The following is a 14,883-nucleotide window of genomic DNA, read 5'->3' on the forward strand; positions in this document are numbered from 1 at the left end:
TAGCGTATTTAAGATGGTATTAATCAATAACTTAAGCGGCCGACTTTATTTGGCGAGCAGTTCCATAAGCTGTTAGGCAAAACCATATGCTTTGAGTTTCATGTAAAGTAGAATGGCATAATTTAAACGAAGACGAAAATATATGATGTATATAACAATTGATGGTGATGATATTGGTCAGATGATTACATCATCATATTTGAAAAATGACGTAAGTGAGCTTTCAAGAATCAACCAAGTGGTAAATGAAAAAACGTCATTAATCTCTGACTTTCTAAACTCTCGAGGTTTCAACATCATATTTTGTGCCGCAGATGGCGTTGCTGGCTATTCAGAAGATGAAACTGTTGATGAAATAATTTTATTTGAAGAAATTAAATCTATAGCAGAACCTGAATTACGTTTCTCTGCAGGTCTTGGGGCAACGTTACAGGAGTCATACATAGCACTACTTTCGGCTAAAAGCAGTGGTAAGTACTGCCTGCATAACTTTTCGGTTTTAAATAAATATGTTTAGGATTATTGATTTTAAGTCACTGTTAAAATACGTGGCAATGATAACAACAATAATAAGTATCGGTGCTTATGAGTTTTTACAAAGCTATTGGATCAACGACCTATCGATTATAAAGGTAGTCAGCATAGCCCCATGGGTGGCATTTCTTATAATCATTGTTATTACAACTAACTTTTTTGCTAGGCCAATTTGGAAGTTATTCAAAAAGTTAAACCCTTCTTTATACCCTGATCTAAACGGTACATGGGAAGGTGAAATTACAACTCAAACAGGATTGGTAATATCTGTTCGAGTGCTAATTAAGCAAACACTTTTGGAAACACAAATAAATATCCATACTGAAACGTCAAAATCTATTACTTTAGAAACGACTCCAACTATCGAGGGAGGAGAACCTAAACTTTATTATATGTATCGATCCGTCCCAAAGAACCCTGACTGGAGTTCATATATAGGTTCTACTATTTTTGATATTCGTAAAGTTGATAGTAATTCTCAAGGTGCACTGGAATTGTCAGGGTGTTATTTTACAGATAGAAAAAGTACGGGAAGAATTAGGTTTAAACAAATGAGCACTGACGTAGATCAGGATATATCCTTCTACTGATCGGAATTTTTGCCTAATCGGATAACCGAAGGTGTTTAACCTCCAGCCCCACAGTAGAGGCCAATTTAACTCGACCACTACACTCTTACCCTGGCAGGTTAAACTAGGCAAGGCGTAGTTTACCGGACGCTTACCGCGAAGGTTTTAAATCGTTAGATGAAGCGTGTAAATGGGTCAATGAATTTGTTTATTGGTCCAACAGCGAGCATCGCCATAGCAGGATTAAGTTTGTGACACCAAACCAGAGACATGATGGTCTTGATGTTGGAATACTGGCGAAGCGAAAAGCGTTGTATCAGACAAAAAGAAATGAACATCCAGAGCGGTGGTCAAAAGAAGAGCGAAACTGGCAGCCAATAGGCGCTGTGGCGTTAAATCCAGAGCAACATAAAAAAGCTACTTAACAATTTAGGCGACAACTGTCTTGAAAAACGCCGTTAACCGCATAAGGTAATGCTCTGCTAATTCTGGTCTAGAAAAATTCCAATCACTTATTGTTACCTCCAATTACACGCAATTATCTAGCTCATGTATAATTACACGCAAGACAGGTAAATATGTGTAATTTAATTTACGGGTTTATTCCTATTCAATTAATTATTGTCTGAAGGCGAAGGTGACAAATGATATTCTCACTATCGCTTCCTCACCTTGGAATAGTGGTTCTGTAGTGGCGAAGTGAAGATGGCCACTTGCTTAGACGTTTTCAATACAAAATTTTATCTGGAGAGATATAAACAGAACTAGCTTTTTAAATCGTTGATGTCCAATGGTGAGCTAGTGAAAATCCAATTTTAACTTTGTTAAAACGTATTTATTTCAATATTTTTATTGACTTACATTATAGTAAGATTAAACAACCAACCTTCTAGCGTTCACCTTCAGCCACTCTTTGTGCTCGGCATAATCTGGCATCACTCGCTCAACTTCTTTCCAAAACTTAGGCGAGTGATCAAGTTGCTTTAAGTGGCAAAGCTCATGTACGACCACGTAATCAACGACTCGATTTGGCGCCATAACGATAATCCAATTAAAGTCGAGTTCACCTATAGGGCTGCAACTTCCCCAGCGACTCTTAAGTGTTTTAATGCTTACCGATTTAGGTTCTAGCCCCATGGTTTTTGAGTAACGTCTTACTTTTTCTTTAATCTTGCGTAACGCATTGAGCTTATACCAACGAATAACCGCATCTCGAACCAGATTGCTGCGCTTAGCTCCATCGGGTAAGGTCGCAACCAAGCGCCCCTGGATAAGTTTCACGGGAATATAAGCCCCTGTAACAACCTTTAAGCGATAATTTCGCCCAAGATAAGCATAGGCCTCGCCTGAAACAAATTCTCTGTCACTGGCAGGTTTGGACTCTTCATGCAGCGCAACCTTCTGCACTATCCATTGATATTTATCTTCCACCAGCTGCTGGATACGCTCAATAGCCAATGCTTTCGGAACAACCACAGAAACGAGGCCGTCATCGACCTTGATTGAAGCCGTTTTAGCCCTACTGGTTCTAACAACGCCAACATAAAGCCCTTTAACTTGTATTTGTTCAGGTTTAACAGCACTCACTATGACTTATTCCCAAACTTAGTCTTTGCCAATTCCATAAATCGCTCTTGAAGAATAGCCACCAACGCTTTATCACCAAACGGTTGATCCAATACTGCACGCTTAATCTCTTTCTTCATCCGTTTAACTTCATCATCTTTTCTGAAAAAGTCGATAATCTCTGTCGCTTCTTCTAGCATCGACACCAATACTTGAGTGGTTGTTTTGATTGCATCGTGAATGCTTTCATCAATCACATCACCATCGCTCGCTTGAGTGACTTCAGCCATCAAAATGCCATAGAAGGCGAACTCAGTTTCAGTTAGGCCGACATCTCGTGCCGCTTGCTGGTGGGCGTGACTAATATCATCAGTAAACTCAAATAGTAATTCAAGTTGCTCTGCCCACTTGCCGTGAGTTTTCTCAATAATGTCACGCAGCCTTAAGCTCAAAGATCGGTAATATTCAGGATCGTCATCAAGATTAATCGTAATGTGGTGCTTAATCGCACTTTCGATTTCAGATGCCTTAGACTCATCTGACTTCGTCGGTTTGATACTGTCTTTAAAGTTAGCAGCCAGTAAATCCACTGGTGGAATTTTAGGGTCTACGCCCGTACTCAAAATATGCTCATCCACTAATTGACGAACTTTCTCGCCAATCTCATGCATGTCTAAACCTTCATCACGATAAAGCGTCTTAGTCGCATTATGGATTTTGCCTAGTAGCTTCATATCAGCAATAAAAGGGATAGCGGCAACATCGGGTAAAATCACATTTAACTGTTTGGCAAATTGCTTAAAGGCCATATCAAATTGTGCACGGATCGACTCATCTTTTAATGCCAATACATAGTCATCAATATTTGCACTTGGTTGGCCATTTACCGTTACATTTTTAAAGAATGACATCGCCCGAGTGTGCTTGGCTTTTACCTTAGGTATTTCATCTTTTAAGCTTTGGTAAGTCCCTTCAACATCTTCACTGCTAAACAGATCTAAAGCATCCGTTAGGTAATTGGATAAACCGTGATAGTCCACAACATAGCCACACTCTTTGCCTTTATAGGTACGGTTAACCCGAGCTATGGCTTGCATCAAGGTATGATCTTGCAGCTTACGGTCGATATACATTACTTGCGCTATAGGCGCATCAAAGCCTGTTAGCAGCATATCTTTCACAATAAGAAAGGCGGTGTTATCAAACTTTTTATTTTTGTCTTCCGTACCCTGTTTATCAATACCAAAGGGTTTCTTAAAGTTATTGATAATCTGTTTTTGGCGTACTTTGTCCGTGTATTGAGCAATGTAAGCCTTGTCATTATGATCACCTGAAATGATTACTTCCGAAGGCGGTGCGCCTAATTCATCTAAGGTCTTTTTAAAGATGGCGGCGGCATGACGACTCCCAACCACAATCATGGCTTTAAAACCGTCAGGACGAATGCGTTCTTTATAATGCTTAATCAAATCTATACACACCCAGCGAATACGCGCCGGCGCTTCACGCACGGCTTTCTCTACACCATACTTTTTCTTAATTTCACGCTGTTCTTCTTCTGTGTAATCACCAAAATATTCTTCAAATAGTTTATCCAGTGATTCTCCAGCAACCTCAGATATCACTTCACGGCCTTCGTACAATAGTTTAACGGTTGCGCCGTCTTCGACTGCTTGGTTAATTCTATACTCGTCAATATAACCACCAAATGCTTGGCCCATTTTTTGGGTTTTAAGCAAAGGGGTACCAGTAAAGCCTATCTTGGGTGCATTCGGCAGGGCTGCATTAATGGTCATCGCCAAACCACCAAACTGGGTTCGATGTGCCTCATCAGCCAATACAATAATTTTATCGCTCGGATTAAGGTCGACAAACCCAGCAGCAACACCCTTTTGTTTTTCTTGTTCTTTCTCAAGGTCAGAAAACTTCTGCACCATTGCAGTCACTAAATCAGAGCTGTCTTTTTTAAGAAGTTCTTTAAGCTGCGCCACTGAGCCTGCGTTATAAACGGTTTCACCTTGGGCATCACGGAACGTATTAGATAGCTGCTCATCAAGTTGAGTTCGGTCGGTAATAAACACCAACTTGTACTTTTTTAGCTCCGGATCTCGGCGCATTTTTACTGCTAGCATCACCATGGTCAACGACTTACCACTGCCTTGGGTATGCCAAACTACACCGGACTTTTCTTTGCGATCTTTACCAGACTTTAAACGCTCAATGACTTTGTTTACCGCACGATATTGCTGATAACGCGCCACCTTCTTAATCACACGGCCATCATCGGTTTCAAACAATATAAAGTTCTGCAAAATATCTAAGAAGTTTGCTCTACTGAACATACCAGCCAATAAACGCTGCTGTGCCGTTACCTGAGTCAGCGCATCATAATTTTGAGTCATGCTGTCATTTGAAGGTAAATCGGAGGGTTGGGCGGAAGATTGAGCGGGTGTAATCGTATAACTAGCGGAAGACTCTGCAACTTGAGGCAGCACAATATGGCTGTCAGTGTCAGCAAGTACATCTTCGGGCAACTGTATATCCACAGGATGATTAAGGCGGACTATATTATTAAGTGATTGTTCAGAAAGCTGCTTCTCAGTAAAAGGGTAAGCGTCTTTCCAATCGCCATAATGTGACGAGTTTGAACTAATTGTGCCCACTTTGGCTTGATCACGACAGCTAGATACCATCAGCTGATTATACCAAAACAGTTTTTCAGCACCTTCATGATCTTCACTCTGGCGCAAATTAGCATAACGACGTAACTGGTTTATCCCTTCGCTCATCGGGCTTGAAATATACGGCGACTTACACTCAATAACAGCTAGAGGAATGCCATTCACAAAACAAACAATATCAGGGATGATATTCTGGTTAACGCCTTCAATTTTGAATTGATTAGTACAAACAAATTCGTTGTTTTCTGGCTTATCAAAGTCCACCAGCTTAACGGTTTGCCCCTTACGGCCCTTACCTAAATCTTGTTCGACTGATAAATAGCTGACTAAGGTTTGGTAGAACGCGTGGTTATACTCCATTAAGGCCGCAAAATTAGGGTGGGTCACATCACGCGATACCTTTCGCAGGTTCTCATCACTAATCCATGGGTTAATACGCTTAATTGCCGCTTCAAGACGCTTTACAAGTACCACATCACGCAAGTAAGTTCGCTCGCCTTTACCATCAGCATAAATATGCTCTGGTGATTCATTTACAGATGGCTTACTTGAAGGTGATAGATCCTTCCCAGAGATGTACTCCCAACCTAAACTCACTAGTTGCGCAATGGCGGGGGCTTCTACTTTATCGAACTCATCTTGATTCATAACTGAGGCTCTGTCCGTACAATTAAAATACTAAAAGCGCTAAAAACGAATGCGGCTTAAATTCCTTGTTCATCGATATTACAGATACTTAGCTTCATTAACAGCTCATATGTTCACGTTCATCGTAAAAAAGTACCCATTAATTCAAATTTGGACAATCTCCCCCCCACTGCAACAACAAAATACTCAGATATTATTCCCTCCGTTGGCAGAGGCTTCTACCAACATAACTTTATATTGGAGATACAAAAAATGAGTAATAACAAAACCCCAATGACCAGCGACGCAGCCGCTCGTATTCAAAGTGCAACGGCAAAGCAAAATGGTGGTTCAGTGCCTAAAGGTAGTGTTGCATCACGAGCGTCAAGTGCAGCAGCTAAAAATTCAGGTAGTGGCAAACAGGGGAGCAAATAATATGGCTAAGCATGATGATGATAACCGTTCACAGCAACTCAACCCTGAGCACGATGCCTATTGGCAGAGTCGCGGCGAAGATGATCGCCCTGATGATTGGCAAGAGCAGCTAGACGATTAAGTTTTATGTGTAAATAAAGCGCACATACAACATCATGTTGTTTGTGCGTTTTTATTAAAATAAACCAGCTTAAAACGTTCAAAATACTTAGGGTAGCACTCTAATACTTCAGCGATAATCACAAGGATTCTGTGATCATTTGTCTCTTCAAGTAACCTTTCGACTAAGGTATCGATAGCGTTAGCTATGCGTAGATAGATTAACGTCGACTCAATTTCATAATCCCCTAAGTCATTAGCAACATTAGTAATAAACTGTCGCAGCCTCTTATCTGAAGGCATATTTTTACGATTGCGCCAATCTCTAATCTGCCTATACTGCTTGTCGTTTAAAAGATCTTCTTTGTTACCGGACTCTTCAATATCAATGTAAGACGCTAATGCTCGCCAACCAGAATCGTGATCATGACGTGCTAATATGTTTCTTAGTTCCATTAACATTGCACCAAAACAAGTACACTCTTCGTTAGACACTGCGTAAGTGCTAATGACGGAAGAAAATACACCGTCATTAGACTTTATTTCAATCTCCGGCATTTGCCTCGAGGCATAAAGTAAAAGCCCGACCTCATAACTTGCAATTGCAGATAAATAAAAATCAAATCTTAGGTGATATTCTGCTTTTTTTACTGCGATAGCATTGGCTTCAACGTGAAACATGGGGTCATTAATGTTGCTAAAAAAATTGGTTAAGCAAGCTAATTGCTCTGCTGGCAGCATACTGTGCCTTGTCCATGTACCAAGTTGAGCTTGCCAAATCGCATTAGTATCATTCTTGTCTATTATTTTTTCCCTGATTTGATGCTTTATGCCTTTTACCATTTGATAGTCAGCTTCGGCTCTCATATCAATAAAATCAAATAAAGTAATAAACTCGCTATCATGACTTGAGAGCTTGAAGCCGTTAGATACTGAGTACCAAAGCCCTGCATTAGATCCTACACGCATGGCTCGATATGTTTTTAACATTAACGGAAGATCAATTAATTGTTTAAATGGAATGGGTAACTTATTCATCCAACCAGCTAACTTACTCATTGTCGGTTTTGCTACACCATTGTTGGTCATTTCTGCCCGAGAGCTTCTTCCTACATTTAATGGTATTCCGTGATGTTCTTCGGCAAGGGGGATCATTTTTATAATGTTAGCGGGAAGACCAAGTAACTCAGAAACATCTGATGGAGACGGTAAAAAAGTACTCTTATAGCTTGGCGATGCTATTACATACTTGCCTTGTTTATTAGGTTTCATTTGACGTCACCTTTGGCAACTGGCGTTCTATACAACGCAGGTAGTATGTTGGATACCCCCCCAATACACGTTTAAACGTTATTTCAAACTCCTCTGCTGAACAATGTAAACCAAGATTAAGGTTTTTAAGTGTAATGAACAAATTATCTAGCCCCATCGCTATTTTACTATAGGCTAAAATTACATCGATAAATTCACCGTCATCAAGGCTAAACAGTCGAATAAAAAACATCTGTAATTTACTATATGATGGAAGGTTCTTGCCTTTACGCCAATCTTTCAGCTGATTGTACTTTCTGTCGTTTAAGCTATCTCCTGAACCTGTAGCAACAGATTCATCAATATCAATACACTCAGCCAAAGTTCGCCAACTTATACCTCCATGTACCTTTTCAATAGTGCTCATTAACTCTATCAAAAAACCATCAAAACAGGTTTTAGCAGCCCCATCGGCGTACAACGACAAACCTTTTGTAAGAATGCCGTTTGGTTTAGTAACCTCTAGCATGTTTTCATGTTTTGTTAAAACCACGCCGACTTCATAATGGGCAATAGCCTCAAGGTAAAAATCTAACTGTAATGTAATAAAACACTCAAGCAGGGATAACTCAGATTCTTTGTCTTTTATCTGTTGTAGTTTATGCTGCTGCAAAACACGACAAAACATTTTCCACGTTGAATGCCCAACTTCTGAATGGCCTAACCACAATGGAGCTTGAAGCTGTAACTTATCGCTCAAGGTCATATCCTCAATGCCCTGCTTATCAACTTGCTGCTTTATATGCTCAAAGCACTCAACATCATCTTTGCAGCGTTGAGTCAAAAAAATAAGTAGAGGTTTAAACTCATCAAAATCGACAGCGGTATTTGCCCGCTGCATTTCCTCTGAGTTATTGAGTAACGAGTACCAGCCTAGTGCATTAGAATTGACCAGTGCACTTTGCGCAATATCCTGCCCATTAAAAATAGAGCTATCCGTAACAACACGACTAAACAGCTCTCTTGACCAGCGGAACATTTTCTTGGCTGACGGCAGCCCAACACCTGAAGTGGTTAACTTGTGTCGACTACTCGATTTAATATCAAGCGGTAAGTTTAAGTCTTGTTCAGCAACTTCAATGCCAAAAAGTATTGGGTTACTTATACCGAATAATTTCATCACCTCATTAGGTGGAGGTAAAAAAAGGTTACTTATATTACCTGTAGAAAATACTACTGGTTGCCCTGTTTGATATTCAGCTTTAAGCTGCTTAAATGATTCATCTAGCATTGTAACTAACGATTGTTTCGGCAAAGCATCCTTGCTCATGGTTCATCCTTGATGTTGTGCTTAATGTGTACTGTTACTTGGGATTCATTAGCTAATTCTTGCCGTCCATTAATCGACTTTCACGCGCACCTTGCCCGTGAGCAGATCTTGCATCAGGGCTTTTTTGATGTTTTTCTTGCTTGATAGCACTTCTTGTTTCAACATTATTTTCATATCAAGCTGTTCCAAAATAAGTACAACCTTATTTTGTTCTTCTATAGAGGGTAAGGCTAAGATAATTGACATAACATCAGATCCTGGAAGATTTGCTACAGTACCTTTCCGAACAAAAGAATCCACTTGTATCAAAGCATTATTAGTTTGCATAAAGTAGTTAATATACTTTGAATTCAAGCCTTTTCTTGGTGTCAACTTGATTGCGTAAGCACTTGCAATATAAGGTATTGATTGCGATTCAAATACTGCGGTAGCTCCACAATCGGCAGTTGTAATCATCACTAGATCACCATTCTTTAAGGCGTTTTTCTCAACTAATTTAGTATCCAATCTTGCAATAGGAACCTGTCTATACTTTATAACCCCATTATTAGAAAGATCTGTTCCTCGGATGGTTTTTACATTGCCTGAAGTATCATAATCTTTAGAGCTAAAGCGTGGACCATATTTATAATCGAGGAAAATATCTTTGAATTTAACAACCTCCCAGCTTTTCGGAATTCTGCCGACGGGTGAGTCTTTGAACTCGGTGTGGGGGATGTAACTTTCTCTACTAGCAATGCTATTGTGAAGAGTAGCGTCGTCTTGCTTAGTGCCAACACCACTGTTTTCAGAGGGAAGCAGCAGCTCTTGCATCATGGCAGTTTTGAGGTCTTTAAGCTTATCGATTTGCGCCTGTGTTTTGTCAATCACCTCATCCACTGACGTTAAAATCGCAGCAATCTTTTGCTGTTCAGGGAGTGGAGGGAGATCTATTACTAAATTCATAACATCTGAACCAGGTAAATTAGCAACCGTACCTTTACGAACAAATGAGTCGACTTGTTTTTTAGCATAGGATGTTTGCATAAAAAACTTTGAATATTCAGATGATATGAATTCAGTAGGCGTTAGACGAATAGCATACGCACTAGCAATGTATGGTATTTTCTGTTCATAAAACACAGCTGTCATACCGCAATCAGCAGTGGTAATCATAACAAGATCACCATCATACAATTGGTTGTTATCAACTAAAGTTTCATCAAGCTTTGCAGTTGGAACTTGTTGATATTTAATTTCACCAGTAGATGATACATCTGTCCCCCTAATTGTTTTAACATTGCCAAATTCATCATAATCCTTAGAGCTAAAGCGCGGTCCATATTTGTAGTCATGAAATACTTCTTTAAATTTTACAGCTCGCCACCCGTCAGGAACCACATTCAAGTTAGCCATTACTCAGCCGCTCCTGCGCATCCATTCGCTCGCGGCACTTGTGCATCCTCGGCAACCGTTCCCGACGTTGCTCTACCTACTGCATCCATGCAGTCGTGCACATTGTAACCCAGCTCCTTCAGATAGCCTTGCATCACTTGTTCGGCTGTCAACACTTCTGCATCGAGCTGGTGCAGTGAAACATGGTATTTATCCCACCAGCGTTCTAATTGACCTAACACAAGTGCCATTGCTGATGCTTGCTCAGTCGCATCGGCATCCGCAGACACTAAGCTTGCTTCAAAACTCTTTTCTACAAACGGTCTAATCTTCTCTTTAGTATCGATTTCTGCTTTGAAGTCATAATAATCAAAAGACTGTGGATTACCGCCCTCAAGGGAATGGCGAGGAGTGAAGACATAAGACACATCAAAGCCTTTTAGGATCTCGTCCCTAATGTAGACATCTTCCACTTCACGAACTGGAATGCCACCATGCAGAATGGCACGCACATCGAATATTTCAGCCGGTGGTGAAGTGTCGGCATAACGGCGTATGTTGAGGTTGTAATCGTTATCCGCTATTTCGCTTAACTCGACCACTTTTGAGTAGCGTGATAGTTCGGTGTAGTTATCAAAGGTGTCGACGATTTTGGCGATATCTTGCGGGCGCAGCTTGTTTTGGTTTTTACCCTCTTGATATTCTAGCTCGCTGTTGATAAACAGCACCTTGCCCTTACGCTCGGCAGGCTTTTGTTTATTAATGATTAACAAACAGGCTGGAATACCTGTACCGTAAAATAAACCTGCTGGCAGACCGACAACCGCTTCAAGTAGGTCATCTTCTAGTATGCCTTGGCGAATGGCTTTTTCGCTTGAACCTCGAAATAACACCCCATGCGGCATCACCACACCGACCATACCGTCGTTATTGGTACTGGCTATCATGTGCTGCACAAAGGCTAAGTCACCTGCATCTTTTGGCGGTGTGCCATAAGGGAATCGACCAAAGCCATCGTTGTCGCAATCCTCTTTACCCCACTTACTTAATGAAAATGGAGGGTTGGCGATAACGCGGTCGAAATGCATTAACTCACCACCAAGAGTATGTTTAGGGTCGCGCAAAGTATCGCCCTTGCGAATGTCAGCATTATGCACCCCGTGTAAGAACATGTTCATCTTACAAATGGCCCACGTATTTAGGTTCATCTCTTGGCCGAATAGCGACAAATTAGCCGCGTTCTCACCATGATCAGCTAGATGATTGCGCATTTGCACTAACATTCCGCCCGAGCCTGAGGTAGGGTCATAAATACGCATACCCGCATGGGGCTTAAGCAAGGCCACCAGCAGTTGCACCACTTCGCTTGGGGTATAGAATTCTCCGCCCTTTTTACCGGCGCTATCGGCAAACATCTTAATCAAGTATTCGTAAGCAGTGCCGAGCATATCTGGACGTTCAAAGTCGGCATTACGTAATCGATGTTTACTGAAGTGCGATAACAAGTCTTGTAGCTTTTTATCAGACAGCTTGTTTTTAATGTTGAAGTCGATAGTGACTAACACGCCCTCAAGGCTTGAGTTGTGTTCTTCAATCGCTTCGGCTGCGGTATTAAGTGCCTCACCAATGTTGTGTTTCAAATCTTTAAGCGCTGACCAACGGGCGATAGCGGGCATAAAAAACGTATCGTCGTACTCATCTTCATCATCGCTAAGCTCATCCGCTTGCGCCTGCGTTTTACCTTTATCGAGATAATACTGAACAACCTTTTCACGCTCTTCATCAAAGGCATCTGACAAGCGCTTTAGAAACATCATGCCAAAGATATAATCTTTAAATTCAGACGCATCCATATTGCCACGCAGAATATCGGCCGTTTCCCACAAGAATGATTCAAGCGTTTGAAGAGTGAGTTTATTAGTCATTGAGTAATGAGACCTTAAAATGATTTTGAATATATCGTAACATCGCCTCGCCACTGAGGGCTGGTGATGACGTATCGGTTCTGACGTGAAATTTTTCGTTATCTAAAAAAACAGGATGTGGGGAGCGAATACAATCTATACGAGCAACTATCATCTCATCTATTTTAACTTCTAATATTTTACAATATTGGTGATAATTTTTACCTAACCGAGACTCAAGTTGCGCACCAAGTTCTTGGATGTAGTTATCCATTTTGTTCCATCTACACTTTTTTAGTTCTAAATCTACACCAGTAATTTTCCCTTGGTCATTAACTCCAATCAGTAAAGTACCACCATCGCTATTCATAAAGGATGCGATATCTTTAATGACTTCAGCCTGAACATCTTTGTTTTTTTCCAGCTTCTCATTTGAACGAATCTTATCCACATTAGCGAAAAATGATTGCTTAAACTCCATCTGCCGGGTTTCACCCATTGCGATAAGATGCTTCAAATGCTTAGCGTCGCTCATACTGGACAAGGTATAAACCATTGCATCAGTATTATCCTCTATTAACTTATATTGTTTTGGTTCAGTCGTTAAATTTGAGAAAAAAACATCAATTTGTTGCTTTGCAATTAGTAACTTAGAGGCGACCTTAATTACTTCACTTTGTACCTCTACACTCGGTATGGGGATGTTCAAAGACTTGATAGAACTAGCTTGCAGCATTTGAATACTTACACCAGTTGGGATACGGTTTAGCATAAGTCGTCCTAAACTCGATTCGAAAAATAGCTTTGCATATTCATTAATTAGCTTATTTTTATGAAAAACTATCTCAATGTATGAACCTTTAGTTTTCTCTTTGCCAAACAGAGCCAATAACACAGGGCTTTTTTCAGGCTGATGTCGTCTCAAATATACTGCGTTCTCAATTTTTTCTGCATCTTCAGGCTTTGCGACTCTAATGGTTTTTACTAAGTCCTTATTACTGAGAGGAATACGCTCAAACCCTTCATGGTGACTCAATAAATGTGCGATTTCTTTGACTATTGGTGAGTTATCGACATAGCGAGTTATAGTTAAACTTGCTTCATGATCAAGCAATTTTTTGACATCAATAACTTTGCAGAAAGTGCCTTGTTCTTCAAAACGATCGAATGCCTCAATTACTTTTTCACTATCTTCGCTCCGCAGTCTATTCATTGAGCGCGTTGACTCGAAATCATGCGAAGCATCAATGAAAATAACTTTACCTTTGCGCTCAGCACTTTTGTTCTTATTTAGAATAAGCAAACACGTAGGAATGCCAGTGCCATAGAACAAACCAGAGGGTAGGCCAATAACAGCTTCAAGCAAATCATCTTCTATGATGCCTTGCCGGATTACTTTTTCACTAGATCCACGAAATAAGACACCATGAGGAACAACAACACCGATCATACCGTCATCATTGGTACTGGCTATCATATGTTGTAAAAATGCAAAATCGCCACTATTTTGGGGTGGCATACCATAAGAATAACGTTCAAAGGGATCGTCATTATGCTCTCCCCATTCCTTTAGAGAAAATGGAGGATTAGCGACCACGCGATCAAATTTCATTAATGTAGAGTTTTGAATATGCTGAGGATCACGTAAAGTGTCACCGACACGAACTGAAGAGTTATGAATACCATTTAGTACCATATTCATCTGACAAATAGCCCAAGTATACAAACTAATTTCTTGCCCAAACAACGACAAGTTATCAACATTACCAGTATGATTAGATACGAAGTTGTGGCTTTCAATCAACAGACCCCCCGCGCCACATGTCGGGTCATATATTCTCATACCTTTGCGAGGCTTAAGTAAGGCAACTAGTAACTGCACGACTTCAGGTGGAGTGTAAAATTCTCCAGCTTTCTTTCCTGCGCTATCGGCAAATCGTTTAATTAAATTTTGGAATGCTACGCCTAGTATATTTGGAGATTCAAAATGAGACTTCCCCAATCGTAATTTGCTGAAATGTGTTAATAAACTTCTTAGGTTGTTTACAGGCAGCTTATGCTTGTTATTAAAATCAATAAAAGTCAAAACTTCATGGAGGTAAGGATTTAGAGCCTCAATCTCATCCGCCGCTTGATTTACTTTATCACCAATATCATGCGTAAGTTTTGTCAGCTCAGACCATCGAGCGTTTTTAGGAATAAAGAAAATACCATCATAGTTATCTTTATTCTCCGATAACGTTACAGCTTCCGCCCGACTTACTCCTTCATCTAGATAGTACTGGAGCACCTTCTCACGCTCTTCATCAAACGTATCAGAAAGGTACTTCATAAAGGTAATAGCTAATACATATTCTTTAAATTCAGACGCATCCATATGACCACGCAAAATATCAGCACTTTCCCACAAGAATGATTCAAGCGTTTGAAGAGTGAGTTTGTTAGTCATTGAATTACCTAAAATGAAGGTGTGGGTCTGTATTGATAACAGGCACTTTATATTGCATGTGATT

At 40.3% G+C, this 14,883-nt stretch carries 10 protein-coding genes and 1 pseudogene; 4 read left to right on the top strand and 7 right to left on the bottom strand.

Translation table 11 applies throughout. The annotated features are described in order from the left end of the window. Positions 1-142: 142 nt before the first annotated feature. From H5114_RS18405 to H5114_RS18415, 3 genes and pseudogenes are all read left to right on the top strand, one after another. Positions 143-517, top strand: coding sequence for a mCpol domain-containing protein (locus H5114_RS18405; RefSeq protein ID WP_182723711.1), 375 nt, complete (start codon positions 143-145; stop codon positions 515-517). Continuing rightward, on the top strand, positions 510-1,124 hold the full coding sequence (locus H5114_RS18410) for a hypothetical protein (protein ID WP_182723712.1): 615 nt from the start codon (positions 510-512) through the stop codon (positions 1,122-1,124). Before H5114_RS18405 ends, H5114_RS18410 begins: the two co-directional genes overlap by 8 nt. A 137-nt stretch (positions 1,125-1,261) precedes the next feature. Further along, positions 1,262-1,528: pseudogene (locus tag H5114_RS18415) on the top strand (IS3 family transposase); the annotation flags it as partial. Between the two features lie 448 nt (positions 1,529-1,976). Here the strand turns inward: H5114_RS18415 and H5114_RS18420 are convergent. Beyond that, the gene (locus tag H5114_RS18420; RefSeq protein ID WP_182723713.1) at positions 1,977-2,690 is read right to left on the bottom strand and encodes a M48 family metallopeptidase; all 714 of its coding nucleotides are present in this window, start codon (positions 2,688-2,690) and stop codon (positions 1,977-1,979) included. Next, positions 2,690-5,998: a type I restriction endonuclease subunit R gene (locus H5114_RS18425; RefSeq protein WP_182723714.1), complete on the bottom strand. Its 3,309-nt coding sequence runs from the start codon at positions 5,996-5,998 to the stop codon at positions 2,690-2,692. Before H5114_RS18425 ends, H5114_RS18420 begins: the two co-directional genes overlap by 1 nt. A 252-nt stretch (positions 5,999-6,250) precedes the next feature. Here H5114_RS18425 and H5114_RS18430 point away from each other — a divergent pair, with 252 nt between their 5' ends. Beyond that, complete coding sequence (locus H5114_RS18430) at positions 6,251-6,412, top strand: hypothetical protein (RefSeq protein ID WP_182723715.1); 162 nt, start codon at positions 6,251-6,253, stop codon at positions 6,410-6,412. 153 nt (positions 6,413-6,565) lie between these two features. On the opposite strand, the gene H5114_RS18435 is transcribed toward H5114_RS18430, so the two are convergent. From H5114_RS18435 to H5114_RS18455, 5 genes are all read right to left on the bottom strand, one after another. Further along, positions 6,566-7,783: a hypothetical protein gene (locus H5114_RS18435; protein ID WP_182723716.1), complete on the bottom strand. Its 1,218-nt coding sequence runs from the start codon at positions 7,781-7,783 to the stop codon at positions 6,566-6,568. Then, positions 7,773-9,092, bottom strand: a complete 1,320-nt coding sequence (locus H5114_RS18440) for a hypothetical protein (protein ID WP_182723717.1) — start codon at positions 9,090-9,092, stop codon at positions 7,773-7,775. The genes H5114_RS18435 and H5114_RS18440 overlap by 11 nt, the downstream gene beginning before the upstream one ends. A gap of 69 nt (positions 9,093-9,161) precedes the next feature. Next, a complete protein-coding gene (locus H5114_RS18445) occupies positions 9,162-10,487 on the bottom strand; it encodes a restriction endonuclease subunit S (RefSeq protein ID WP_182723718.1) in 1,326 nt (441 codons plus the stop codon). Beyond that, positions 10,487-12,391, bottom strand: a complete 1,905-nt coding sequence (locus H5114_RS18450; protein WP_182723719.1) for a type I restriction-modification system subunit M — start codon at positions 12,389-12,391, stop codon at positions 10,487-10,489. Before H5114_RS18450 ends, H5114_RS18445 begins: the two co-directional genes overlap by 1 nt. After that, positions 12,384-14,819, bottom strand: coding sequence for an N-6 DNA methylase (locus tag H5114_RS18455; protein ID WP_182723720.1), 2,436 nt, complete (start codon positions 14,817-14,819; stop codon positions 12,384-12,386). The genes H5114_RS18450 and H5114_RS18455 overlap by 8 nt, the downstream gene beginning before the upstream one ends. Between the last annotated feature and the right edge of the window lie 64 nt (positions 14,820-14,883).

It is taken from the genome of Shewanella sp. SR43-8, assembly GCF_014163775.1.
Classification (GTDB): Bacteria; Pseudomonadota; Gammaproteobacteria; order Enterobacterales; family Shewanellaceae; genus Shewanella; species Shewanella vesiculosa.